This is a genomic window from Citrobacter sp. VF227, from assembly GCF_052950715.1.
Map to the genome: position 1 here is coordinate 292,305 of NZ_JBRFVF010000005.1, position 25,348 is coordinate 317,652.

The window sequence follows — 25,348 nt, forward strand, 5'->3', positions numbered from 1 at the left end:
ATTTGCACGTATTGCTGCAAATCATCGATAAAACAGGAAACTGATACGCAAAACGCAATAAACATGCGCAAAAAGTGTGACAAGGGCTACGTCACATAGCGGCTACGTGTATAATAAGCCCGTATGTAGGCTCTCTTTCGACAATCACATACATTAAGATACTCATGGCTCAAGGCACGCTTTATATTGTTTCTGCCCCCAGTGGCGCGGGTAAATCCAGCCTGATTCAGGCTTTATTAAAGACCCAACCGTTGTATGACACCCAGGTTTCTGTTTCGCACACCACGCGCGCACCGCGCCCGGGGGAAGTGCACGGTGAACACTATTTCTTTGTGAACCATGATGAATTCAGAGCCATGATTGGCAGAGACGCGTTCCTGGAACACGCTGAGGTATTCGGTAATTATTACGGCACTTCGCGTGAGACCATTGAGCAAGTACTGGCATCCGGCGTAGACGTCTTTTTAGATATCGATTGGCAAGGTGCGCAGCAAATTCGTGAAAAAATGCCGCATGCGCGCAGTATTTTTATTTTGCCGCCATCTAAGATTGAGCTGGACCGACGTCTTCGTGGCCGCGGTCAAGATAGCGAAGACGTGATCGCAAAACGTATGGCGCAAGCTGTTGCAGAAATGAGCCATTACGCCGAATATGATTATCTTATTGTGAATGATGATTTCGATACCGCCCTGGGCGATTTGAAAACCATCATTCGCGCCGAACGTCTGCGCATGAGCCGCCAAAAGCAGCGTCATGACGCTTTAATCAGCAAACTGTTGGCAGACTGAACCCACATTCAGTATCATGCCCAGTCATTTCTTCACCTGTGGAGCATTTTAAGTATGGCACGCGTAACTGTTCAGGACGCTGTAGAGAAAATTGGTAACCGTTTTGACCTGGTACTGGTCGCCGCGCGTCGCGCTCGTCAGATGCAGGTAGGCGGAAAGGATCCGCTCGTACCGGAAGAAAACGATAAAACTACCGTTATCGCGCTGCGCGAAATCGAAGAAGGTCTGATCAACAACCAGATCCTCGACGTGCGTGAGCGCCAGGAACAGCAAGAGCAGGAAGCCGCTGAATTACAAGCCGTTACCGCTATTGCTGAAGGTCGTCGTTAATCACAAAGCGGGTCGCCCTTGTATCTGTTTGAAAGCCTGAATCAACTGATTCAAAACTACCTGCCGGAAGACCAGATTAAGCGTCTTCGGCAGGCGTATCTCGTTGCACGTGACGCTCACGAGGGCCAGACACGTTCAAGCGGTGAACCCTATATCACGCACCCGGTAGCGGTAGCCTGCATTCTGGCCGAGATGAAACTCGACTATGAAACGCTGATGGCTGCGCTACTGCATGACGTGATTGAAGATACCCCAGCCACCTACCAGGACATGGAGCAGCTTTTTGGTAAAAGCGTTGCAGAGCTGGTAGAAGGGGTATCAAAGCTTGATAAGCTTAAGTTTCGCGATAAGAAAGAGGCGCAAGCTGAAAACTTTCGCAAGATGATTATGGCGATGGTGCAGGATATCCGCGTCATTCTCATCAAACTTGCTGACCGTACCCACAATATGCGCACGCTGGGCTCATTACGCCCGGACAAGCGTCGCCGCATCGCCCGTGAAACCCTCGAAATTTATAGTCCGCTGGCACACCGTTTAGGTATTCATCACATTAAAACCGAGCTGGAAGAGCTGGGTTTTGAAGCGCTGTACCCGAACCGCTATCGCGTGATTAAAGAAGTGGTTAAAGCCGCTCGCGGCAACCGCAAAGAGATGATCCAAAAAATCCTCTCAGAAATCGAAGGGCGTTTGCAGGAGGCAGGTATTCCGTGTCGCGTGAGCGGGCGCGAGAAGCACCTGTACTCTATCTACTGCAAAATGGTGCTCAAAGAGCAGCGTTTTCACTCCATCATGGATATCTACGCTTTTCGCGTTATCGTTCATGATTCCGATACCTGCTATCGCGTACTCGGCCAGATGCATAGCCTGTACAAACCACGTCCTGGTCGCGTGAAAGACTATATCGCCATTCCAAAAGCGAACGGATATCAGTCTTTGCATACCTCAATGATCGGCCCTCACGGCGTTCCGGTTGAAGTACAAATTCGTACTGAAGACATGGATCAGATGGCGGAAATGGGTGTGGCAGCGCACTGGGCTTACAAAGAGCACGGTGGCGAAAGCAGCACCACCGCACAAATCCGCGCTCAGCGCTGGATGCAAAGCCTGCTGGAACTGCAGCAGAGCGCCGGTAGCTCGTTTGAATTTATTGAAAGCGTCAAATCTGATCTCTTCCCGGATGAGATTTATGTTTTCACACCGGAAGGGCGTATTGTTGAACTGCCTGCCGGTGCTACACCTGTCGACTTCGCCTACGCCGTACATACCGATATCGGTCACGCCTGCGTCGGCGCACGTGTCGACAGACAGCCTTACCCGCTTTCACAACCACTGTTTAGCGGTCAGACCGTTGAGATTATTACCGCGCCGGGCGCACGTCCGAATGCAGCATGGCTCAACTTCGTCGTTAGTTCGAAAGCACGAGCAAAAATTCGCCAGTTGCTGAAAAACCTCAAGCGCGATGATTCCGTCAGCCTGGGGCGTCGACTGCTCAACCATGCCCTGGGCGGTAGCCGTAAACTGGCTGAGATCCCACCAGAAAGCATCCAGCGTGAGCTTGAGCGCATGAAGCTCGCCACGCTTGACGATCTGCTCGCAGAAATTGGTTTGGGTAACGCCATGAGCGTGGTGGTTGCGAAAAACCTCCAGCAGGGCGAAGCAACGGCAAACGTCCCAGCGCAATCTGGTCACGGTCATCTGCCGATTAAAGGCGCAGACGGCGTGCTGATCACCTTCGCGAAATGCTGTCGTCCGATTCCAGGCGATCCCATCATTGCCCACGTCAGCCCGGGTAAAGGTCTGGTGATTCACCATGAATCCTGCCGTAACATTCGTGGCTACCAGAAAGAGCCTGAGAAGTTTATGGCGGTGGAATGGGATAAGGAGACGGAGCAGGAGTTCATCACTGAGATTAAGGTGGATATGTTTAACCACCAGGGTGCTCTGGCGAACCTGACGGCGGCAATTAACACGACCACCTCCAATATTCAAAGTCTGAATACGGAAGAGAAAGATGGCCGCGTCTATAGCGCCTTTATTCGCCTGACCGCCCGCGACCGTGTGCACCTGGCGAATATCATGCGCAAAATCCGCGTCATGCCGGACGTGATTAAAGTCACCCGTAACCGTAACTAGAACACGTTTTATGAATGAACAGCGCTATGCACGTATCCGCGAGATGCTCGCACGTCGTCAGCCCGATCTGACCGTCTGCATGGAAGAGGTCCACAAGCCTCATAACGTTTCCGCTATCATTCGTACTGCAGATGCGGTCGGCGTGCATGAAGTCCACGCCGTCTGGCCGGGTAGCCGCATGCGTACCATGGCCTCTTCTGCCGCAGGCAGCAATAGTTGGGTGCAGGTTAAAACGCACCGCACCATTAGCGATGCGGTCACACATTTAAAAAACCGGGGTATGCAGGTTCTGGCAACCCATCTGTCAGATAAAGCTGTGGATTTTCGCGAGATTGATTACACACGCCCCACCTGCATCCTGATGGGCCAGGAAAAAACCGGCATTACTCAGGAAGCGTTGGATCTGGCGGATCAGGATATCATCATTCCCATGACTGGCATGGTGCAGTCGCTGAACGTCTCAGTCGCCTCCGCGCTGATTCTGTACGAAGCACAGCGTCAGCGGCAAAACGCCGGTATGTACCGCCGAGAAAACAGTATGCTGCCGCAAGATGAGCAGCAGCGTTTGCTGTTTGAAGGCGGTTATCCTGTGCTGGCGAATGTCGCTAAGCGCAAAGGCCTTCCCTACCCTCACGTAAACACGCAGGGCGAAATTGAAGCCGATGCAACGTGGTGGGCCACTATGCAGTCTGCGAGATAAACGCGATGAAAGGCCGTTTACTGGATGCCATCCCACTCAACTCTCTGACCGGCGTTGGCGCAGCGCAAAGCAGTAAACTGGCGAAAATTGGCCTGCACACCGTGCAGGACCTCCTGCTACACCTCCCCCTGCGTTACGAAGACCGCACGCATCTGTACCCTATTGGCGAACTGCTGCCGGGCGTCTATGCCACCGTTGAAGGCGAAGTGCTGAACTGCAATATCACCTTTGGCGGTCGCCGGATGATGACCTGTCAGATCAGCGATGGCTCGGGCATTCTCACCATGCGCTTTTTCAACTTCAGCGCAGCAATGAAAAACAGTCTCGCCACCGGGCGTCGGGTACTGGCCTATGGCGAAGCCAAACGCGGGAAATACGGCGCTGAGATGATCCACCCGGAATACCGCGTGCAGGGCGATCTCAGCACGCCGGAATTGCAGGAAACGCTCACGCCGGTGTATCCAACTACCGAAGGTGTTAAACAGGCTACGCTGCGTAAACTGACCGATCAGGCGCTGGATTTGCTTGATACTTGTGCCATTGCCGAACTGCTACCACCGGAATTACTGCAAGGCATGATGAGCCTGCCAGAAGCCCTGCGCACTTTGCACCGTCCACCGCCGTCACTGCAGTTGAGCGATCTGGAAACCGGTCAGCATCCGGCGCAGCGACGTCTCATTCTGGAAGAGCTGCTGGCGCATAACCTCAGTATGCTGGCATTACGCGCCGGGGCGCAGCGTTTTCATGCCCAGCCGCTGAGCGTAAACAACGCGCTGAAAGATAAGCTGCTGGCGGCGCTACCGTTTAAACCGACTGGCGCACAGGCCCGCGTTACCGCTGAGATCGAACGTGATATGGCACTGGATGTCCCGATGATGCGCCTGGTACAGGGCGATGTCGGCTCCGGTAAGACCCTGGTCGCGGCGTTAGCCGCCCTGCGCGCTATCGCACATGGTAAGCAGGTTGCGCTGATGGCACCCACCGAACTGCTTGCTGAACAGCATGCGAATAACTTCCGTAACTGGTTTGCGCCGCTGGGCGTTGAAGTGGGCTGGCTGGCAGGTAAACAGAAAGGTAAAGCGCGCCAGGCGCAGCAGGAAGCTATCGCCAGCGGTCAGGTGCAGATGATTGTCGGCACGCACGCAATTTTCCAGGAACAGGTGCAGTTCAACGGACTGGCGCTGGTTATCATCGATGAACAGCATCGTTTTGGCGTGCATCAGCGTCTGGCGTTATGGGAGAAAGGCCAGCAGCAGGGTTTCCATCCGCACCAGCTAATCATGACTGCCACGCCAATCCCGCGCACGCTGGCGATGACCGCTTATGCCGATCTCGACACATCGGTCATTGATGAGCTCCCACCAGGACGTACGCCCGTCACTACGGTGGCGATTCCGGACACCCGCCGCAGCGACATCATTGATCGCGTACGCAACGCCTGTACCCACGAGGGGCGCCAGGCATACTGGGTCTGTACGCTGATTGAAGAGTCTGATCTGTTAGAAGCTCAGGCAGCAGAAGCGACGTGGGAAGAGCTTAAAATTGCGCTGCCAGAACTCCATATTGGCCTGGTACACGGCCGAATGAAGCCAGCCGAGAAACAGTCGGTAATGGCGGGATTTAAGCAGGGTGAACTGCATCTGCTGGTTGCTACCACGGTGATTGAAGTGGGTGTGGACGTGCCCAACGCCAGCCTGATGATTATTGAAAACCCGGAGCGCCTGGGCCTGGCCCAGTTGCATCAGCTACGTGGCCGTGTAGGTCGTGGCGCGGTGGCCTCCCACTGCGTCCTGCTCTACAAATCACCGCTGTCAAAAACCGCGCAAAAACGCCTGCAGGTTCTGCGCGACAGCAACGACGGGTTCGTTATTGCGCAAAAAGATTTGGAGATTCGCGGTCCCGGTGAGCTCTTGGGTACTCGCCAGACTGGAACGGCAGAATTTAAAGTCGCGGATTTACTGCGCGATCAGGCTATTATCCCGGAAGTTCAGCGCATTGCTCGCCATATTCACGAACGATATCCGCAACAGGCCGTAGCGCTAATAGAGCGCTGGATGCCGGAAACCGAACGCTACTCCAACGCATAGTCAATTCGGAGTGTCGGCGGATGTTACTCCGCCGCACAACCATTATTGCGCAAAAATCGGCAACAACAGATACAGCTTAATCACCAGCGCATTGACGATATCGATAAAGAACGCGCCCACCATCGGCACCACCAGAAACGCCATATGGGATGGCCCAAAACGTTCGGTAATTGCCTGCATGTTGGCAATCGCCGTTGGCGTCGCGCCGAGGCCAAAACCGCAGTGCCCGGCTGCCAGCACAGCGGCATCGTAGTTCTTACCCATCATGCGCCAGGTGACGAATATTGCGTACAGCGCCATGAAAATGGCCTGAACAACCAGGATTGCAAGCATCGGCAGGGCCAGAGAAGCCAGTTCCCACAGCTTCAGACTCATCAGCGCCATCGCCAGGAACAACGACAAACTTACGTTACCCAGCACCGAAACCGCACGCTCGAACACCCGATAAAAGCCCAGTAATGCCAGACCGTTACTGAGGATCACCCCAACAAACAGCACGCAGACAAAGGTCGGCAGTTCCAGCACCGTTCCGACCAGCATTTGCGCAACGATTTTTCCCACCGTCAAACAGATAGCGATCAGCGCGATGGTTTCAATCAACACCAGCGAAGTGATCATGCGCCCGACATCCGGCTTTTCAAACGCGGTCGGCACGGCCTGATCATCCGGTATGCCATCTGGCGTAGTGGAGTGTTTGACCAGATAGCGCGCCACCGGACCGCCAATCAGTCCACCTAGCACCAGGCCGAACGTTGCGCAAGCCATCGCCACTTCAGTCGCATTGGCGAAACCATAGCGCTCAATAAACAGTTTGCTCCACGCGGCTCCGGTTCCGTGTCCGCCTGAGAGGGTTATCGAACCGGCGATCAGACCCATCAGCGGATCCAAACCCAGCAGGGTCGCCATACCAATACCGATAGCGTTTTGCATCAGCAGCAGGCCAACAACCACAATCAGAAAGATACCCACCACGCGGCCACCTGCGCGCAGGCTGGCAATATTGGCGTTCAAGCCGATGGTAGCGAAGAACGCCAGCATCAACGGATCGCGCAGGGTCATGTCGAAGTTCACTTCCCAGCCCATGCTTTTTTTCAACACCAGCAGCGCAATCGCCACCAGCAACCCACCAGCGACAGGTTCAGGAATAGTGTATTTTTTCAGAAATGAGACAGACTGGACGAGCTTACGTCCGAGCAACAACACAAGGGTTGCCGCAACCAGTGTTGATAACGTATCGAGATAAAACATTTACAGCTCCATTAGTGCGTTTAGCACAATCACGCACGATGCATTTCAGACCGATTTTTAGCTCTTATTGAGTTTTCGGGGTGGATTTTAAGCAGAAAATGATGAAAAGTTATATAAAAATGTTTGTTTATCCGTTTTAAATATTAAGAATACCCACTAGCAAACGTTTGCTTTTCAGCCCTGGTCAGATAAAATCACCGCTTTTCCACCATGGGATTGCCTCTGATGTCCGTTAACGCCGTAGAGTCAACAAATGCGCAACCGGTTGCGCAGACTCACAACAGTGAACTGATTTACCGTCTTGAAGATCGCCCCCCGCTAGCCCAGACCCTGTTTGCCGCCTGTCAGCACCTGCTGGCCATGTTCGTCGCGGTGATCACCCCTGCTCTGTTAATTTGCCAGGCGCTCGGTTTACCGGCTCAGGATACTCAACACATTATCAGTATGTCGCTGTTCGCTTCCGGCGTAGCCTCTATCATTCAGATCAAAGCCTGGGGGCCGGTCGGCTCGGGACTGTTATCCATTCAGGGCACCAGCTTTAACTTTGTTGCTCCACTGATTATGGGTGGTACGGCGCTAAAAACCGGTGGCGCAGATGTTCCAACCATGATGGCGGCGCTGTTCGGTACGCTGATGCTGGCAAGTTGCACTGAGATGGTTATCTCACGCGTACTGCATCTGGCACGTCGTATTATTACTCCGCTGGTCTCAGGCGTGGTGGTGATGATTATCGGCCTGTCGCTGATTCAGGTAGGTTTGACGTCGATTGGCGGCGGCTATGCCGCAATGAGCGACAACACCTTTGGCGCACCGAAGAATTTACTGCTGGCTGGCGTGGTGCTGGCACTAATCATCCTGCTTAACCGTCAACGCAACCCTTACCTGCGTGTTGCGTCATTGGTGATTGCGATGGCGGCAGGGTATCTGCTGGCCTGGTTTATGGACATGCTGCCGCAAAATACCGCGCCGGTAAGTCAGGACCTGCTGATGGTGCCAACACCGCTGTATTACGGCCTGGGCATTGACTGGAGCTTACTGCTGCCGCTGATGCTGGTCTTTATGATTACCTCGCTGGAAACTATCGGTGATATTACGGCTACCTCCGATGTCTCCGAGCAGCCGGTTTCTGGTCCGCTATACATGAAACGCCTGAAAGGCGGCGTACTAGCGAACGGTCTGAATTCATTTGTTTCCGCCGTGTTCAATACCTTCCCAAACTCCTGTTTTGGTCAGAACAACGGGGTTATTCAGTTAACGGGCGTTGCCAGCCGCTATGTTGGTTTTGTGGTGGCGCTGATGCTGATCGCGCTGGGTCTGTTCCCGGCGGTCAGCGGTTTTGTACAGCATATTCCTGAGCCAGTACTGGGCGGGGCAACGCTGGTAATGTTCGGTACTATCGCCGCATCCGGCGTGCGTATTGTGTCCCGCGAACCGCTAAACCGTCGTGCGATTCTGATTATCGCGCTGTCGCTGGCCGTCGGTCTGGGCGTTTCCCAGCAGCCGTTGATCCTGCAGTTCGCCCCGGACTGGGTGAAAAACTTGCTCTCTTCCGGCATTGCTGCAGGCGGTATTACCGCTATCGTTCTGAACCTGATATTCCCTCCAGAGAAGCAATAAGCAAAATGCGGCGTTGATTCTGAATCGACGCCGCTGTAACGCTCTTTCACCATTCCCGCCTTGAGCATTCCATCTAAATCGTGCATAACTTGATTATGTGCACTTCGCAGGATGGAAGACCATGAAATTTATTGGAAAGCTGCTTCTTTACGTGCTGATCGCCCTTGCAGTGGCGATCCTCGGCCTTTATTTTCTACTGCAAACACGCTGGGGCGCAGAGCGCGTCAGCGCCTGGGTTTCACAGAACAGCAGCTACCATCTGGCATTTGATGCCATCGATCACCGGTTTTCTTCCCCTTCCCATATTCTGCTGGAAAACGTCACCTTTGGCCGGGATGGTCAGCCCGCCACGCTGGTCGCCAAAACGGTCGATATCGGACTGAGCAGCCGCCAAATCACCGACCCGCTGCATGTCGACACCATTTTGTTGCAAAACGGCACGCTGAATTTGTCCCAACAAACCGCACCGATGCCGTTCCAGGCCGATCGCCTGCAGTTACAGGATATGGCGCTTAACAGCCCCGGCAGCGAATGGACCCTGAGCGCACAGCGCGTTAACGGCGGCGTCATGCCCTGGAGCCCTGAGGCGGGTAAAATTCTCGGCAGCAAAGCGCAAATTCAGCTTAGCGCCAGTTCATTGACGCTGAACGACGTCCCGACGACCAACGTATTGATTGAAGGCAGCATCGACCATGACCGGGTGACGCTAAGCAATATTGGCGCGGACGTGGCGCGTGGGGCATTAACCGGTGTAGCGCAGCGCAATGCCGACGGTAGCTGGGTAGTGGAGAATCTGCGTCTGAACGATATTCGGTTGCAAAGCGACAAATCGTTGGCCGATTTTTTTGCCCCGTTAAGCACCATTCCTTCCCTGCAAATTGGTCGTCTGGAAGTGACGGATGCCCGTCTGCAAGGCCCTGACTGGGCGGTTACGGATCTCGACCTGAGCTTGCGCAACATGACCTTCAGCAAGGACGACTGGCAAACTCAGGAAGGAAAATTGTCAATGAACGCCAGTGAGTTTATCTACGGCTCGTTGCACTTCTTCGATCCGATTCTGAACGCTGAGTTCTCGCCGCAAGGTATTGCGCTGCGCCAGTTCACTACCCGCTGGGAAGGCGGTATGGTCAGAACGTCGGGTAACTGGCTGCGCAACAACAAAGCGCTGATCCTCAATGATGCCGCCATCGCCGGTCTGGAATACACGCTGCCGGAAAACTGGAAACAGCTGTGGATGAAACCCCTACCCGCCTGGCTAAATAGCCTGACGCTGAAGAAATTCAGCGCCAGCCGTAATCTGGTGATTGATATCGATCCGGACTTCCCATGGCAGCTCACCGCGCTGGACGGCTATGGTGCCAACCTCGGGCTGGTACAAAACAATCAGTGGGGGATCTGGAGCGGCAGCGCCACCCTCAACGCCGCGGCCGCCACGTTCAACCGCACCGACGTGCGTCGTCCTTCGCTGGCGCTGACGGCGAACAATAGCACCATCAATATCAGCGAACTGAGTGCCTATACCGAAAAAGGGCTGCTGGAGGCCACCGCCAGCATTTCGCAGTTGCCTCAGCGCCAGGCTCAGATCAGCCTGAACGGGCGCGGCGTGCCAATGACGATTCTGCAACAATGGGGATGGCCCGCACTGCCCCTTTCCGGCGACGGTAATATTCAGCTTACCGCCAGCGGCAATATTCAGGCCGATGCGCCACTCAAGCCAACGGTCAACGGCCAACTGCATGCAGTGAACGTGGAGAAACAGGAAGTAACGCAGCAGATGCAGGGTGGTGTGACGAAGTAACCAGGGCGAGGCGTTTACGCCGCCCTCGGGGTTGGCTCGGAGCCGCCCCGGCGCCGCCGCGCCTGGCCGAGCGACATACCAAATAGAGATAACCGAGCACGGAGCTCGCACAATCAATCCCCTCCGAAACCTGTTTTCATTTCCTGCCAGTTTGTGCCTATTCTTCGCAACAGGTTCCGCCCTTCAGCCATCCTTGCTATAACTCACTTACTGGAAGTGCATATCTATAATTAAAAACGCCCTACATTTAAGGAACCTCTATTATGTCTGGAATACGCCAACGTATTCTGGAGAATATGCAAACATTCTCCAGAGCGATGATAGGAGCAGTATTGTTTCTTCCTGTTATCGGTTTGATTCTGGCTTTAAGTTCAGTTCTTACTAATCCGACTTTGTTTTCCGAAACCGGTTTTTTTCACCAAATTGGTCAGCTATTAGGGGATACATTCTGGCCCTTATTTGGCAATTTGGGTTTGTTATTCTGCGTAGGCATTAGCTACGGCTTGGCAAAAGATAAAAAAACTGAAGTCGCCCTGGTTTCAGTAATGTGCTTCATTATGTTCCTCGGTGCCAACCACTCGTGGCTGGAGTTTACCGGTGGCATTGCCGAAAAAATTAACGGTGAATATTACGGCACCGGGCAAACGCAACTTCTGGGCTTTGTTGTTGTTGATATGGGGATATTTTTAGGAATTATTCTCGGCTGCACCATTGCCTGGGTACACAACAAGGTATCAGCCATTGAACTGCCCGGAGCCCTCTCAATGTACGGTGGTGCAAAACTGACACTTGTCACGATGACCCCCATCATTATTGCTTACGCGGTTGCTTTTACCTGGTTCTGGCCGTTCATGACGCATGGTATCGCCGCTCTCACCGGTTTTATGAAAAATGCAGGTGTTGCCGGAGTCTTTGTGTACGGCTTCTTTGAGAAATTCCTGATTCCAACCGGTCTGCACCACTTCGTCTGGTCGCCGTTCCAGTTGACGCAGATTGGCGGTACGCTGAGCGTCGATGGGCAAACGGTTTCCGGCACTCAGGCCATTTTCCTCGCCTATATGCGGCATCCGGATCTCACCCCGGTAATGAACGATGCGCTGCGTTTTTCACAACAGGGAATGACCACCATCTTTGGTCTTGCGGGCGCCTCACTGGCCTTCTATCACACGGCAAAGCCAGAAAAAAAAGTACTGGCGAAAGCCATTCTGCTGCCTGCGATCATTACCTCTATGCTCACCGGGATCACGGAGCCGATTGAGTTCACCTTCTTATTTGTATCACCGCTACTGTGGGTGATTCACGCCGCGCTAACTGCCGCCTCGCAGGCTATCTGCGATGTATTCACCGTCAGACCGTGGGGAGCATCAGGGCTGATTGAATTTATTATCTATAACCTGCCGCTGCCGGTGTCGTTAACGCGCTGGCCGGGTTACATCCTGATTGGCTGTGGTCAGTTCGCGGTTTATTACCTGATATTCCGTACTCTGGTTCTGAAGCTGAATCTTAAAACGCCGGGGCGTGAAGACGATGATGATGTCAAACTTTATAGTAAAGCAGAGTATCGAGAAAAAATAAAAGCCACAACCAAGATGGGAAATAGTACCACTGACGATATTATTCAGGGCCTTGGTGGTAAAGAAAATATTATTTCAGTAGATAACTGTTTTACCCGGCTTCGCGTGGCAATTCATGATCTAAATAAAATAGACGAGGCTCTATTAAGAACCACGGGGGCCAATGGAATAGTAAGAAATAAAAATGAAGTACAGGTTATATACGGTGTCAAAGTAGGACAAATTCGGACGCACGTTGATAACTGGCTCACTACGCATTAATTGAGGAAAATAAGATGAAATTAACCGTTTTAGGTGGCGGCGGCGTCCGCTCGGCTTTTCTGGCAAAATCTCTGGCCTGGAATGCACATCGTATTGGTTTAAAGGAGGTCGTTTTTCTCGATAATTCAACGGAAAATTTGGCCATCTTTGGTGAAATTGCACGCTATGTTTTTAATACGCTGCGTCCGGATATTCACTTCTCACTGACCACCGATCCCGTTGAGGCGCTGACCGGCGCCAACTACGTGATTACCACGCTACGCGTGGGTGGCGATGACAGCCGAATTCGCGATGAACGTATCGCGTTACAGCACAACACGCTAGGGCAAGAGACCACCGGCGCTGGCGGCTTTGCCATGGCTATGCGCTCTATTCCGGCTATCCTCAGCTATTGTCGGTTGATCGAAGAACATGCCGCACCGGACGCCATCCTGTTTAACTTCACCAACCCGTCGGGTCTGGTGACCGAAGCCATCATCAAATCAGGCTTTAAGCGCCAGGTTTACGGCATATGTGATGCACCATCAGAACTGATCCGCGAGCTGCCGACCATTCTTAACTGTGATGAAGAAGATCTGAAAGTAGAGTGCTACGGGCTCAATCACTTCTCCTGGTTCACCCACTTCACGGTCAAAGGCGAAGATGTCACAGAGCGGCTGGTGAACCTTCCTGCGCTCTATGAGCACACGGCGATGCAATACTTCTCTCCTGAATTAGTGCGCCTGTGTGATAACCAGCTGCTGAATGAATACCTCTACTACTACTACTACCGTGAAGTGGCGTTGGCTGCGATCCAAAACGCACCGGAAACACGCGGCGAGCAAATTGCCCGCATTAACCGCGATATGCGCGATGAGCTGGTTGCTGTAAACGTTAAAACCAACCCAGGCCAGGCTTTTGATATCTGGATGAAACACTATCTGCGCCGTGAAAACAGCTATATGCAAAGCGAATCGCAGCAGGAGAAATTCAACACGCGCGATGCGCTGACGTTACAGCAGTTTATTGATGAGCCTGATAGCGGCGGCTATGCAGGCGTCGCGCTGGATATTCTGGATGCAGTCAACAGCACCACGACCAAGCGCATCGTGGTGTCAATGTCTAACAACGGTACTCTGGATTTCCTGAAGTCAGACGATGTTATTGAAATCAGCTGCGATCTGAGCAAGAACGGGCTGCAGCCGGTCACACCGCATCACGTGCCGAACGCGCAAAAGAATATGATTTCTTGCGTCAAAGAGTACGAGCGACTTGCCGTCGCGGCGATCCTTAATCGCGACAGAGATTTAGCCGTCCGCGCTCTGATGGCGCATCCACTGGTGGGGTCATGGTCGCTGGCCACCGCGCTGGTAAACGACTACCTCAGCGACAGCTTATGTGAAGGCTGGCAGTAATCATGCTCAGGTAAGGGAACGACTTGTTCCCTTACCCTGTTCCTGATCGAACCACAGCTTAAGCAGACGTTCAAAACCCAAAATACAATAACCGAAAAACGGGTTACTCCAGTAAATATCATCATCATATTTCTGAGGGTCATGAATGATAAAGGATGTATTTGCTGCCTGCGATAATGGGCTCTGATAATCACCGGTAAAACAGACGAGATCGATATCCTTGCCTTCTAATGCTTTCATCCAACTTAAAGATGAACTGCTGCGGCCAGATTTAGAAATAATCCAGATAGCATCAAATTTCGTCGCCGCTTTTTGTTCCAGAATTTCATAATCTGGCCACAGCGCCAGGCTGGCATTCACTCCCGTTACCAGGAATTTATTATAGATATACTGAGCAATTAGCTGTGAAAAACCACTACCATGAATAAGAATGCGCTGCTGGCGAAGATTCTGCAATAACTGCGGCAACCGCTCTGTTGGCTGAATGTGCATAAAATCAATGTCGTTGGTGACATCCAATCGTGGCAAGGTGATATTAAATTTAATGAAATACACCATTTCAAGCCAACCACTGAAATTAAGTTTCTTTGATAACCTGACTAATGAAGATGGATTACTGTAGCAACGTGCCGCCACTGAACGAATGCCTTCTCGCAAACACTGTTCGGGATCGTTTTGAATATAACGTAGCACCGTTAACTCTGTTTTATTGAAGGAGACATCACGGAATATATTTTCCAGCTCCATACCTACTCCGACGTTAAATAAAAATAGCATAGCTGATATAACGCTTACGGTCTGTGTATCAGGTCACTCATTCGGAATGATATAAATATGAACAGGCATTTTACCCTACTGGCGATGGTCTTTTTTCTATGGGGGATAATTACCTCGATAAATAGCACCATTATTCTTTTCTTTAGCCAATACTTTGCCGTTAGCTGGCAGCAGGCAATACTGGTGACAGTGATTTTTTACGTTGCACCGTTCATGGTGTGCTTGCCATGCGCGCAACTGATAACCCGATTGGGCTATCGCCGGGTCTTGCAGGGAGCCCTGCTGCTGAGCGCTACCGGGTCGCTAATTCTGGCGCAGATGGTGATGAAATCCACTTTTTTGGGCGCGCTATTCGGCATGTTTGTGATTGCTTCCGGGGTATCGGTGCTCCAGGTGGTCGTCAATCCTTACCTGACAGCACTCAGCACACCCGCACGTCAGGTTGGCAACCTCAGTCTGGCCTCAGCGGTAAACTCACTGGGTACCACGCTGGCACCGGCAGGAATCGCGCTACTATTTCGCTTATCGCCAGCGCAACAACCTGTGAGCGGGCTGTTTATCGGACTGGCGATGGTTGCGCTGACGCTGATGGCAGGCACCACGCTGTTTCGCCTGCCGGACGTTCGCATCACAACCCACACGCCGTCGGTCGCCAGCCTGTGGCGGGTTCGGGAAATTTGGCTCACTATCCTGGCGATTTTTCTATATGTCGGGATAGAAGTATCGCTGGCCGCGAACCTGACGCCTTATCTTATTGCCTCAGGTGCCTGGAGCGCAGACACCGCGCTGTCGCTGCTCTCCTTCTACTGGGGAGGGGCGCTGGTAGGGCGTCTGTTGTTTGGCTTTATTGCTCATCCATCTCGTCATTCCGCCATCTTTCGCACCGTCACCCTGTCCGGCTTTGCACTAATACTTTTTGCCGTGGTGCTGAATAACGCCGCAGGTGGTATTGCTTTGCTAATGGTAGGGCTGGCAAATTCGGTGATGTACCCGATGATTTTTGGCCACGCATTGATCCGTTGGCCTACTCTCGCAAGTCTGCTGGCGGGCGCTATGGTAATGGCGGGAATTGGCGGCGCTGCGCTGCCGTTGGCGCAGGCATGGCTTGTCGAAGCGACCAGCTTACGACTGAGTTTTTTGCTGCCGATGAGTCTGTATCTTTTGCTGATGCTATGGGGAGAATATGTGATGAAAAGAGAAAGACTCACCCTCTCCACATCTGGAAAGGGTGAGTGTGAAACGACAACGAAGGTTTAGAGCGTAATCACCAGCTCATTACCCTGCGCCGTCACCACCACGCCGAGCTCGCTTCCCGCCTGCGCCCCGCCCTGCACGCCTGCAATCTGCTGGATATTGCGCAGGCATAGCGTCCAGCCGCTGGCTTTGCCGTTGCCCGTCACAGTAATCACGTTACCCTGGCGTTTCGCGGTCAGCGTATAGATAACGGAGCCATCCTGCGCCGGCACTTCACAGACTGCCTGACGGCCATCTTCCAGATGGAACAGCTGGAACGCGGTGCCTTCATGCCAGGCGTAGTTCGGCAGCTGGTTATTGTTGCCCAGCGCCAGCAGGGTGTTGTCGCGCACATACACCGGCAGGCTCATAAAGTCGTGCTGCTGCTTATGCCAGCGGCTGCCCTGCACCTCGTCGTTGTGCCAGAGATGCGTCCAGCGACCTTCCGGCAGGTAGAACTGTACATCGCCCGCTTCGGTGAACACCGGCGCCACCGCCAGGGAATCTCCCAGCATGTACTGACGGTCAAGGTAGTCGCACGCCGGATCGTCAGGGAACTCCAGCATCATGGCGCGCAGCATCGGCGTGCCCTGCTCGTTCGCCAGTGCCGCCTGACGGTACAGGTACGGCATCATGCGGCACTTCATTTCGGTGAAGTAGCGCACCACGTCGCAGGACTCTTCGTCATACGCCCATGGCACACGATAGGATTTGCTGCCGTGCAGGCGGCTGTGGCTGGAGAACAGGCCAAAGGCGCACCAGCGCTTGTAGACATCCGCCGGCGCGGTGTTTTCGAAGCCGCCGATATCGTGGCTCCAGAAGCCAAATCCGGACAGACCAATCGACAGGCCGCCGCGCAGGCTTTCCGCCATCGATTCATAGTTGGCGTAGCAGTCACCGCCCCAGTGTACCGGAAACTGCTGTGCGCCCACCGAAGCTGAACGAGCAAACAGGACAGCCTCTTCTTCACCGACGGTGTCTTTCAGCACGTTCCACACCAGTTCATTGTAGATGTACGCATAATGGTTGTGCATTTTCTGTGGATCAGAACCGTCAAACCACTGCACATCCGTGGGAATGCGTTCGCCAAAGTCGGTTTTGAAGCAATCCACACCGATATCCACCAGACCTTTCAGCTTGTTGGCATACCACTCACAGGCTTGAGGATTGGTGAAGTCATAAATCGCCAGGCCCGGCTGCCATTTATCCCATTGCCACAGGGAACCATCCGGCCGCTTGAGCAGATACCCCTTCTCTTTCAGTTCGTTGAAAATCGGTGATTTTTGCCCGATGTACGGGTTGATCCACACGCACACCTTCAGCCCTTTCTCTTTCAGGCGGCGGATCATACCTTCCGGATCCGGGAAGGTCACAGAATCCCACTCAAAATCGCACCACTGGAAGGCTTTCATCCAGAAGCAGTCAAAGTGAAAAACGTGCAGCGGCAAGTTGCGCTCGGCCATGCCGTCGATAAAGCTGTTGACCGTCGCTTCGTCATAATTGGTGGTGAACGACGTGGTCAGCCACAGGCCGAACGACCAGGCTGGCGGCAGCGCGGGACGGCCAGTGAATTGGGTATAACGGTTCAACACGTCCTTCGGCGTTGGGCCGTCAATAACGAAGTATTCCAGATACTCGCTTTCCACGCTGAACTGCACTTTCGACACTTTCTCAGAGCCGATTTCAAACGACACACACTGCGGATGGTTCACCAGTACGCCGTAACCGCGGTTGGTGAGATAAAACGGGATGTTCTTGTAAGACTGCTCGGTACTAGTGCCACCATCGCGGTTCCAGGTTTCTACCGTCTGGCCGTTGCGCACCAGCGCGGTAAAGCGTTCGCCCAGGCCATATACCGTTTCCCCGACACCGAGATCCAGGCGCTCAAACATATAGTTACGCCCGCTGTGGGCATCCTGCACGTAGCCGTTATTTTTCAGCTGACTGCCGGTAATACGCTCGCCATTACGCAGGAAATCCAGCGACCAGAACTCCCCTTTGGTGACGCGCACGCTTAAGTTGCCGCTCTTCAGCTCGGCAAACTCAACGGTGTTCTGCATCTCAACGTTAACGTCTTTCAGCACGTTCAGTGGGTAATGCGGGCAGGTATCCAGCGCACCCTGGAAGTGTTCCATACGTACGCCCACCACCCCTTCCTGCGGAGAGAAAAAACGCAGGGTAAACAATGGGGTATCCAGTTGCCAGGTACGTTCACGCACGTCGCGCGGCGCAACGTAGACAATCATCTCATTGCCCTGCTGTTCAACCTCGAACACCTGAATCGGGTTAATCACGTTCAGACCGGGTTGAATCAGCCAGTTTCCATCGCTTATTTTCATTGCTGGTTCCTTAGTTCTGTAATTCTTTCGTCGTGAAATCCTGCTGATTACGACGCGCCCCCTGAGACAGTTGACTCATGATTTCAGTCAGATACGGGGTTTTCAGGGTGTAGAAGCGCTTGGCAATCACGGCACTCAGCAGGTAGCAAATAGCCGGGACAATGGTGAACAGTGCGATGATGATACTAATGGTGGCGCTGTTCTGGGTTTTCGCTGCGGCGTCGTAGCCCCCACCTGCCAGCATCCAGCCAATCAGTGCCCCACCGAACGCCAGGCCCAGCTTGAGCACAAACAATGTGCCCGCAAAGCTGATCCCCGTCAGGCGTTTACCGTTGCACCATTCTCCGTAATCAACGGTGTCGGACATCATCACCCACTGGATTGGCGTTACGAGCTGGTGCAGTACGCCAATCACGAAGATAAAGGCGAACATGGTGATGCTGGCGTGCATCGGCACAAAGAACATCGCCAGGCTCGCCACCGCCAGCGCGGCGTTGGTCCACCAGAAGACGCTGACTTTGCATTTCCAGTCGGTGAGCGGCTTCGCCAGCGCAGAGCCGATCAGGTTACCAACGCAATAGGTGGTGAGGAAGGCGACAAACACCCCCGGCGTACCCAAAATCCAGGTGACGTAATACATCATCGCCCCGCCGCGAACACAGACGGCCAGGATGTTGAGGATGGTCAGCAGGCCAACGATGCGCCATTGATCGTTTTGCCAGATGTCGCGCAGGTCTTCACGCATCGAGGTGGTGCTCGGCGGCGCTTCCACGCGTTCTTTGGTAGTGAAAAAACAAAATGCCAGCATCAGGAAGGCCACCACCGAGAGCACGGCAATCCCGCCCTGAAAGCCGAACGCTTTATCCTCGCCGCCAATCAGATTCACCAGCGGCATCATCAGCACGGTGGAGAGCATGCCGCCCGCCGTCGCCAGCACGAAGCGCCATGATTGCAGGGAGATACGCTGCGTTGGGTCATTGGTGATGACACCGCCCAACGCACAGTAGGGGATGTTCACTACGGTGTAGAGCAGAGTCAGCAGGGTGTAAGTGATGGCAGCATAAATCATTTTACCGTTCAGGCTGAGATCTGGCGTACTGTAGGCCAGCACGCAAACCAGGCCAAACGGCAGTGCGCCAAACAGTACCCACGGACGAAATTTCCCCCAGCGCGACCGTGTACGGTCGGCAAGCAGCCCCATGCAAGGGTCTGAGATGGCGTCCAGCGCGCGCGCCAGCAAAAACATGGTGCCGACAAATCCGGCCGGAATACCAAAAATATCGGTGTAGAAGAACATCATATATAACATGACGTTATCGAAGATAATGTGGCTCGCCGCATCCCCCATCCCGTAGCCAATCTTCTCTTTAACAGACAGAATCTCACTTTTCATTACGCATCCTTGTTAGCACTTTCACACGCCCTGATACCGGTTACAGTTCTTGTAAACCATCCCTGTGAGCGCGGGTATTCCGATTTCTCGTTATCAAATTATGATTCTTGTTTTCTGTGATCAGGGTAGCGTCGAAAAATATGATGAAATGTAACTAACGGATTTATTGAGGATTTATATGAAATCGCTCATAGCAAGACAAAAGGGAAGTTAAAAAAGTGAGTGAGGGGGTGTGGAAACCCCAGGAAGTAGCTATAATGCGCCCCGCCTCCATGTAGCAATCGAGGCGCGGAAGATCGTCATCTCCGGTGAGGTGGCTGGACTTCAAATCCAGTTGGGGACGCCAGCGTTCCCGGGCAGGTTCGACTCCTGTGATCTTCCGCCAATTAACTTCTGCTGAACTCTCCTGAAGTCAACAACCACTTTCTAATCCCTTATATATCAAGACTTCCTTGTATTCTGAGGTCAACTGGCATCAACCTACATCAAGTTGTTTTTGGGGGTGCATTAGGGGGTGTCATTTTCCTCTTAAAATATCAGCACCCCCAGAATGATAAAAATATGATACATAACAATGGGTTTTAAAGATATCTTTGTTATATAAGGGGGTGCATTGGGGGTATTAGATTGGTTACTGGCGGAAATTCCCCCAAGAAGATGGATTCATCAAAAACCGGAGGATGTCATGGCGCTGGCCGATGTTAAAGTGAAAACTGCGAAGCCAAAAGAAAAGCCCTATAAGCTGGCTGATGGCGGCGGTATGTATCTGCTGATTAACGCTAATGGTTCCAAATACTGGCGAATGAAGTACCGCTTCGCCGGTAAAGAAAAGATGCTGTCTATTGGCGTCTACCCCGATGTTTCACTGGCCGACGCGCGCGAAAAACGCAGCGAAGCCAGAAAAATTCTCGCTGCTGGAGGCGATCCGGGTGAAGTAAAGAAAGAAGAGAAAGTGGCCCAGCAAATGAGTTTGAAAAACACTTTCGAGGCCGTTGCTCGCGAGTGGCATCAGACTAAAGCCGATCGCTGGTCATTACGCTATCGTGATGAAATCATAGATACTTTTGAGAAAGATATCTTCCCCTATATAGGTAAACGTCCTATAGCCGAAATCAAACCAATGGAACTACTGGAAGCACTACGTAAGATGGAGAAACGTGGAGCGCTGGAGAAAATGCGCAAAGTCCGCCAGCGCTGTGGCGAGGTGTTCCGCTATGCAATTGTCACTGGTAGGGCCGACTACAACCCCGCTCCCGACCTTGCCAGCGCATTAGCTACGCCGAAAAAAGTACATCTCCCCTTCCTTACTGCCAATGAACTTCCCCACTTCCTTAACGATCTGGCGGGTTATACCGGCAGTATTATCACGAAGACGGCGACTCAGATCATTATGTTAACCGGTGTACGCACGCAAGAACTGCGCTTTGCTCGCTGGGAAGATATCGACTTTGAGAAGAAATTGTGGGAAATCCCGGCAGAAGTGATGAAAATGAAACGTCCTCATATTGTGCCGCTCTCAGAGCAGGTTATTGCGCTGTTTAAACAGCTTGAGCCGATATCAAAAGATCACCCACTGGTGTTTATTGGCAGGAATGATCCTCGCAAGCCGATCAGCAAGGAAAGCATCAATCAGGTCATTGAGTTGTTGGGGTATAAAGGTAGGCTGACGGGGCATGGTTTCCGCCACACGATGAGCACAATCTTGCATGAACAGGGATTTAATTCAGCCTGGATTGAACTGCAACTCGCTCACGTCGATAAAAATGCGATTCGCGGGACGTACAACCATGCGCAATATGTTGATGGTCGTAGAGAAATGATGCAGTGGTACGCTGATTATATAGATGAGTTGCAAAAAAAAAAGTAGGAATGTTGTAGAACGCACTTTTGGGAAGATAGCATGAAATAAAAACCATCAAAAAATATTAAAGTCTTGATAAACCTGTCAGTAATTCTGTGTAACTGCCCAATTGTTAAAGGTGATTGCTCAGGCGGTCACCGAACTCGATAATAAAGCGGCTCATCGCCAGCCGCCAGTTCTGGATCGGGATACTCCATTTTTTTGATGCATCCTTAATCGCGGCTCGGATCACGCAGTTCAGCGACTCGATGGCATTCGTCGTGTAGATGGTTACCCGGCAAACACCGCCCGTCCCCGGCCGGCACAATAACGTCAGGTCATTTTTCCCGGACTGACGCTTTATATGATGCCGGACAATGTGCAGGACGCGCCGGTTCATTATTCTCGGCGTCTGACATTATTTACCGTGACCGTCTTTCGGTTACGGCGCGGAGATATATCCTGCCCGCGAAACGGACTGCCGTAAAACAGCCATCCTCTGGCACGTACGCGCAGACCGGGTGTACGGCTCTGCAGGCTGTCAGAGCCGTTTGTGTCAGGCATCTGCCATCAGTGATGATTATCTGAACAAATATAAGGAAATACAGAATGCGTTCATTCCGGTACCACCGCTTATCTTTACTGCTGTTCATTCCCGGCCTCATGCTCTCCGGAGCCCGGGCGGCAGTTTATGACCGGGACACCGGCATGACCGGCTCCGGCACCGGATTGCCCGGAGGCTCCGGGGCGTCACTGGCTGTGGCGGTGTCCGCCGACGGCCGGGTGGTGGTCGGTGTGTATGATACGGAGGGTGTCTACCAGGTGTTCCGGTATAACACGGGGGACGGCCGGATGACTGGTCTGGGTACCCTGCGGACCGATGACTCCGGGACTTCAAAGGTTGAGGCGGTGTCCGCCGACGGCCGGGTCGTGGTCGGCTGGTCTGAGACAGACCGCGGGGAAAACCAGGCGTTCCGGCACAATGAAGGGGACAGTAAGATGACCGGTCTCGGCACCCTGCGGACCGATGACTCCGGGTATTCAAGGGCTGAGGCGGTGTCCGCCGATGGCCGGGTCGTGGTTGGCTGGTCTGAGACAGACCGCCGGGAAAACCAGGCGTTCCGGCACAATGAAGGGGACAGTAAGATGATCGGCCTCGGCACCCTGCGGGCCGATGGCTCCGGGGAATCACGGGCTTATGCGGTGTCCGCCGACGGCCGGGTGGTCGTGGGCTATGCAGAGACGGACACGCCCGGTGAGAGCCAGGCGTTCAGGCACAATGAAGGGGGCAGTAAGATGACGGGCCTCGGCACCCTGCGGGCCGATGGCTCCGGGGGATCACGGGCTGAGGCGGTATCCGCCGACGGCCGGGTGGTGGTGGGCACGGCTGAGACAGAGAGCGGTGACCAGCAGGCGTTCCGGCACACCGAAGGGGCCGACAGGATGACGGGCCTCGGCACCCTGCGGGCCGATGGCTTCGGGTGGTCACGGGCTGATGCGGTGTCCCCCGACGGTCGGGTGGTGGTCGGAGGGGCTGAGACGGACACCCCCGGAGAATCCCAGGCGTTCAGGCACACCGAAGGAGACGACAGGATAACCGGCCTCGGTACCCTGCGGGCTGATGGCGCAGGGCAGTCACGCGCCGCAGCTGTGTCCGCCGACGGCCGGGTGGTGGTCGGAGGGGCTGAGACGGACCGCGGTGAATTCCAGGCGTTCCGGCACACCGAGGGGGACGACAGGATGACCGGGCTTGGTACCCTGCGGGCGGATAATGCCGGACAGTCAATGGCTAATGCAGTGTCCGCCGACGGCCGGGTGGTGGCCGGCTGGGCAGAGACGGACAGCGGGCAACAGCATGCCGTGGTCTGGAAGACGACCCGGGCGGTGGATGTGGACCACACGCGGCAGGCCATGCTGACGACCGCCCGGCGCAGCGACCGGGTGCTGGGGCTGTACCAGTCTCAGCTGGACCAGCTCTCCCGGACCCGCTGCAGCCTGGGCGCTGACAGTGTCTGTCTGGGGGGGCTGACGGGCGTCACGGGGAGCAGCTCACAGTCCCTGACCGTGGCCGGCCTGACCGGGGCCGTCCGTCTGCCGGGGGAGTACGTCAGCGCCGGGGCGACCCTGCAGGTACCGGTGAACACCCGGCTGACGGATAACTACGAGACCCGGGGAAACCGGCGTCCTTCCGTCGGGGCCTGGCTGCGCTATGAAGACCTGACCGGCGGGGAGGGTGCCGGCGTGACGCTGGCGGGCAGCCTGCTCCGGCAGGACATCACCATTACCCGTGACCGGCTTTCCGGCACCGAGCGTGGCCACGGCGCCTCTTCTGTCAGCGGCGTTCAGGCGCGGCTGTCTGCTGACTACCGCGTCCACGCCGGAGACACGCTGCTGCGCCCGGAAATCTCCCTGTCCTGGTCGGAGATTCGCCGTGACGGGTACAGCGAAGTCAGCGATATCGACTTCCCGGCTGTGTATGGCCAGACCGGGGTGTGCCAGACTGAGCTGGGCCTGGCCCTGCATGCGTCTCGTCCGCTCAGTGATGTATTCAGCGTCCACGGCGGGGCCGGGGCGGATATCAGTCTGTCCTCGCAGCGGGAGGCCTTCACCGGTCAGATTGAGTACATCGGTGCCTGGGTGAACCGCGATACTGACCCGGTGAATGTCCGGCCGTATGTGAAGGCCGGACTACGGGCAGGGCTGACCGCCAGCAGCGAGGCTGACCTGACCGCCGGCTGGATGAAAACGCCCTGGGGATATGATTCGGTGAATGCTCAGCTGAGCTACACGTACCGTTTCTGATGCGACTGTCTGCCCTCTGTGGAGGGTGGGCAGGTAAAGCGTATGTCCGGCGTCTCCCTGTCGCTGATGGCCGGACAGGGAGTGTCAGGAAAAGATTAGTGGCAGATCTGCGCCAGGTCGTCTTCGGTCAGACCGGTCATTTTCATGACGGTATTGCGGTCAATACCGTTCTGCAGCATGGTGCGGGCAACTTCGAGTTTGCCTTCATTGCGACCTTTTTCAATACCGCGTTGTTCACCTAACTGCAGGCCCTGCTGCAGACCCTGCTGCAGGCTTCTCGATGCCAATCTGTTCAAGTTGTTGTGCGATGGTCATCAGTTCATCCTCGTGTTGCGGCAGACGCTCTGCCAGCGCCCGCATAAATTCAGGTGCAGGCGCTTCGCCTGCATTTACCATGTAGTTTATCAGAACGCGCACCTGTTCGGGGGAAATCCATTCCACCATCACCCGGGGTAACCTGTCCAGCAGTTCCATCATGTCCCGCTGGCGGATATGTTTCATCAACAGGGTCAGTGCGGCCATCCGTCGGTGGTTCATTATCTCATCATCAGCAGTGATATCCGGACCCCCGGGGGAACAGGATGAAACGCCTGTGCGGGGGCTGTCAGAGCATACCGGAGGCGAACACCTGTTAGCGCCAGTGATATAAGACGGTAAATCACCATTAGCATTGTCCGCTCCACCCAACATGTTGTTTCCTTAAGGTTCTCACACCAGAAAGGACATCAACATGCAGAGCAGAGAGGACTTTTACATGATAAAGCAAATGCGCCAGCAGGGTGCGTACATTGTCGATATTGCGACTCAGGTGGGTTGCTCTGAACGGACTGTCAGACGCTATCTCAAATATCCTGAACCGCCAGCCAGAAAGACCCGCCACAAAATGGTTAAGCTGAAACCATTTATAGATTACATCGACATGCGCCTGGCAGAGAATGTCTGGAATAGCGAGGTTATCCTCGCAGAGATAAAGGCAATGGGCTATACGGGCGGACGTTCCATGCTGCGTTACTACATCCAGCCCAAACGTAAAA

At 54.0% G+C, this 25,348-nt stretch carries 16 protein-coding genes, 1 tRNA gene and 3 pseudogenes; 14 read left to right on the forward strand and 6 right to left on the reverse strand.

The features are described 5' to 3' along the window. The first annotated feature begins 164 nt into the window (after positions 1-164). The 5 genes from gmk to recG are packed head-to-tail and all read left to right on the forward strand — an operon-like array spanning position 165 to position 6,038. The gene (gmk, locus tag ACU8YC_RS17670; RefSeq protein ID WP_151217029.1) at positions 165-788 is read left to right on the forward strand and encodes a guanylate kinase; all 624 of its coding nucleotides are present in this window, start codon (positions 165-167) and stop codon (positions 786-788) included. 54 nt (positions 789-842) lie between these two features. Continuing rightward, positions 843-1,118: a DNA-directed RNA polymerase subunit omega gene (gene rpoZ / locus ACU8YC_RS17675; protein WP_000135058.1), complete on the forward strand. Its 276-nt coding sequence runs from the start codon at positions 843-845 to the stop codon at positions 1,116-1,118. Between the two features lie 18 nt (positions 1,119-1,136). Then, positions 1,137-3,251, forward strand: coding sequence for a bifunctional GTP diphosphokinase/guanosine-3',5'-bis pyrophosphate 3'-pyrophosphohydrolase (spoT, locus tag ACU8YC_RS17680; protein WP_003024038.1), 2,115 nt, complete (start codon positions 1,137-1,139; stop codon positions 3,249-3,251). Between the two features lie 10 nt (positions 3,252-3,261). After that, positions 3,262-3,951 carry a tRNA (guanosine(18)-2'-O)-methyltransferase TrmH gene (gene trmH, locus ACU8YC_RS17685; protein WP_151217031.1) on the forward strand — a complete coding sequence of 230 codons (690 nt, stop codon included), beginning with the start codon at positions 3,262-3,264 and terminating at the stop codon, positions 3,949-3,951. A gap of 5 nt (positions 3,952-3,956) precedes the next feature. Further along, complete coding sequence (recG, locus tag ACU8YC_RS17690; RefSeq protein WP_151217033.1) at positions 3,957-6,038, forward strand: ATP-dependent DNA helicase RecG; 2,082 nt, start codon at positions 3,957-3,959, stop codon at positions 6,036-6,038. Positions 6,039-6,080: 42 nt separating this feature from the next. Here recG and gltS read toward each other — a convergent pair whose 3' ends face one another. Beyond that, on the reverse strand, positions 6,081-7,286 hold the full coding sequence (gene gltS / locus ACU8YC_RS17695) for a sodium/glutamate symporter (RefSeq protein WP_151217035.1): 1,206 nt from the start codon (positions 7,284-7,286) through the stop codon (positions 6,081-6,083). Positions 7,287-7,511: 225 nt separating this feature from the next. Here gltS and xanP point away from each other — a divergent pair, with 225 nt between their 5' ends. The 4 genes from xanP to ACU8YC_RS17715 all read left to right on the forward strand — a co-directional run bounded on the left by xanP (position 7,512) and on the right by ACU8YC_RS17715 (position 13,930). Beyond that, positions 7,512-8,903: a xanthine/proton symporter XanP gene (gene xanP / locus ACU8YC_RS17700; protein WP_137376861.1), complete on the forward strand. Its 1,392-nt coding sequence runs from the start codon at positions 7,512-7,514 to the stop codon at positions 8,901-8,903. Positions 8,904-9,024: 121 nt separating this feature from the next. After that, entirely contained in the window at positions 9,025-10,701 is a 1,677-nt protein-coding gene (locus ACU8YC_RS17705) for an AsmA family protein (RefSeq protein ID WP_151224010.1), read from the forward strand. Positions 10,702-10,964: 263 nt separating this feature from the next. Further along, on the forward strand, positions 10,965-12,536 hold the full coding sequence (locus tag ACU8YC_RS17710) for a PTS transporter subunit EIIC (protein ID WP_252838578.1): 1,572 nt from the start codon (positions 10,965-10,967) through the stop codon (positions 12,534-12,536). Between the two features lie 14 nt (positions 12,537-12,550). Further along, on the forward strand, positions 12,551-13,930 hold the full coding sequence (locus ACU8YC_RS17715; protein ID WP_414438301.1) for a family 4 glycosyl hydrolase: 1,380 nt from the start codon (positions 12,551-12,553) through the stop codon (positions 13,928-13,930). Between the two features lie 6 nt (positions 13,931-13,936). Here ACU8YC_RS17715 and ACU8YC_RS17720 read toward each other — a convergent pair whose 3' ends face one another. Beyond that, entirely contained in the window at positions 13,937-14,677 is a 741-nt protein-coding gene (locus ACU8YC_RS17720) for a MurR/RpiR family transcriptional regulator (protein ID WP_151217041.1), read from the reverse strand. 87 nt (positions 14,678-14,764) lie between these two features. On the opposite strand from ACU8YC_RS17720, the gene ACU8YC_RS17725 reads away from it, so the two are divergent. Then, on the forward strand, positions 14,765-15,964 hold the full coding sequence (locus ACU8YC_RS17725; RefSeq protein ID WP_414438300.1) for an MFS transporter: 1,200 nt from the start codon (positions 14,765-14,767) through the stop codon (positions 15,962-15,964). Here ACU8YC_RS17725 and yicI read toward each other — a convergent pair. Next, on the reverse strand, positions 15,961-18,279 hold the full coding sequence (yicI, locus tag ACU8YC_RS17730; RefSeq protein ID WP_446895598.1) for an alpha-xylosidase: 2,319 nt from the start codon (positions 18,277-18,279) through the stop codon (positions 15,961-15,963). The genes ACU8YC_RS17725 and yicI overlap by 4 nt on opposite strands. A 10-nt stretch (positions 18,280-18,289) precedes the next feature. After that, a complete protein-coding gene (locus ACU8YC_RS17735; RefSeq protein ID WP_151217046.1) occupies positions 18,290-19,672 on the reverse strand; it encodes a glycoside-pentoside-hexuronide family transporter in 1,383 nt (460 codons plus the stop codon). Positions 19,673-19,962: 290 nt separating this feature from the next. Between ACU8YC_RS17735 and ACU8YC_RS17740 the strand changes: the two genes are divergently transcribed. Both ACU8YC_RS17740 and ACU8YC_RS17745 read left to right on the forward strand, forming a co-directional pair. After that, positions 19,963-20,057: transfer RNA gene (locus ACU8YC_RS17740), tRNA-Sec, on the forward strand. 300 nt (positions 20,058-20,357) lie between these two features. Continuing rightward, on the forward strand, positions 20,358-21,539 hold the full coding sequence (locus ACU8YC_RS17745; RefSeq protein ID WP_446895600.1) for a tyrosine-type recombinase/integrase: 1,182 nt from the start codon (positions 20,358-20,360) through the stop codon (positions 21,537-21,539). Between the two features lie 106 nt (positions 21,540-21,645). Here ACU8YC_RS17745 and ACU8YC_RS17750 read toward each other — a convergent pair. Next, a pseudogene (locus tag ACU8YC_RS17750) lies at positions 21,646-21,810 on the reverse strand (IS256 family transposase); the annotation flags it as partial. A gap of 311 nt (positions 21,811-22,121) precedes the next feature. On the opposite strand from ACU8YC_RS17750, the gene ACU8YC_RS17755 reads away from it, so the two are divergent. After that, positions 22,122-24,314: an autotransporter domain-containing protein gene (locus tag ACU8YC_RS17755; RefSeq protein ID WP_446895599.1), complete on the forward strand. Its 2,193-nt coding sequence runs from the start codon at positions 22,122-22,124 to the stop codon at positions 24,312-24,314. Positions 24,315-24,409: 95 nt separating this feature from the next. Here the strand turns inward: ACU8YC_RS17755 and ACU8YC_RS17760 are convergent. Then, positions 24,410-24,875 (reverse strand): annotated as a pseudogene (locus tag ACU8YC_RS17760) (Rpn family recombination-promoting nuclease/putative transposase); the annotation flags it as partial. 169 nt (positions 24,876-25,044) lie between these two features. On the opposite strand from ACU8YC_RS17760, the pseudogene ACU8YC_RS17765 reads away from it, so the two are divergent. After that, positions 25,045-25,348 (forward strand): annotated as a pseudogene (locus ACU8YC_RS17765) (IS21 family transposase); the annotation flags it as partial.

Coding starts and splice junctions, on each gene's coding strand:
- gmk (WP_151217029.1), top strand. CDS start 165: ATGGCTCAAGGCACGCTTTATATTGTTTCTGCCCCCAGTGGCGCGGGT.
- rpoZ (WP_000135058.1), top strand. CDS start 843: ATGGCACGCGTAACTGTTCAGGACGCTGTAGAGAAAATTGGTAACCGT.
- trmH (WP_151217031.1), top strand. CDS start 3,262: ATGAATGAACAGCGCTATGCACGTATCCGCGAGATGCTCGCACGTCGT.
- recG (WP_151217033.1), top strand. CDS start 3,957: ATGAAAGGCCGTTTACTGGATGCCATCCCACTCAACTCTCTGACCGGC.
- gltS (WP_151217035.1), bottom strand. CDS start 7,286: ATGTTTTATCTCGATACGTTATCAACACTGGTTGCGGCAACCCTTGTG.
- xanP (WP_137376861.1), top strand. CDS start 7,512: ATGTCCGTTAACGCCGTAGAGTCAACAAATGCGCAACCGGTTGCGCAG.
- ACU8YC_RS17705 (WP_151224010.1), top strand. CDS start 9,025: ATGAAATTTATTGGAAAGCTGCTTCTTTACGTGCTGATCGCCCTTGCA.
- ACU8YC_RS17710 (WP_252838578.1), top strand. CDS start 10,965: ATGTCTGGAATACGCCAACGTATTCTGGAGAATATGCAAACATTCTCC.
- ACU8YC_RS17715 (WP_414438301.1), top strand. CDS start 12,551: ATGAAATTAACCGTTTTAGGTGGCGGCGGCGTCCGCTCGGCTTTTCTG.
- ACU8YC_RS17720 (WP_151217041.1), bottom strand. CDS start 14,677: ATGGAGCTGGAAAATATATTCCGTGATGTCTCCTTCAATAAAACAGAG.
- ACU8YC_RS17725 (WP_414438300.1), top strand. CDS start 14,765: ATGAACAGGCATTTTACCCTACTGGCGATGGTCTTTTTTCTATGGGGG.
- yicI (WP_446895598.1), bottom strand. CDS start 18,279: ATGAAAATAAGCGATGGAAACTGGCTGATTCAACCCGGTCTGAACGTG.
- ACU8YC_RS17735 (WP_151217046.1), bottom strand. CDS start 19,672: ATGAAAAGTGAGATTCTGTCTGTTAAAGAGAAGATTGGCTACGGGATG.
- ACU8YC_RS17745 (WP_446895600.1), top strand. CDS start 20,358: ATGGCGCTGGCCGATGTTAAAGTGAAAACTGCGAAGCCAAAAGAAAAG.
- ACU8YC_RS17755 (WP_446895599.1), top strand. CDS start 22,122: ATGCGTTCATTCCGGTACCACCGCTTATCTTTACTGCTGTTCATTCCC.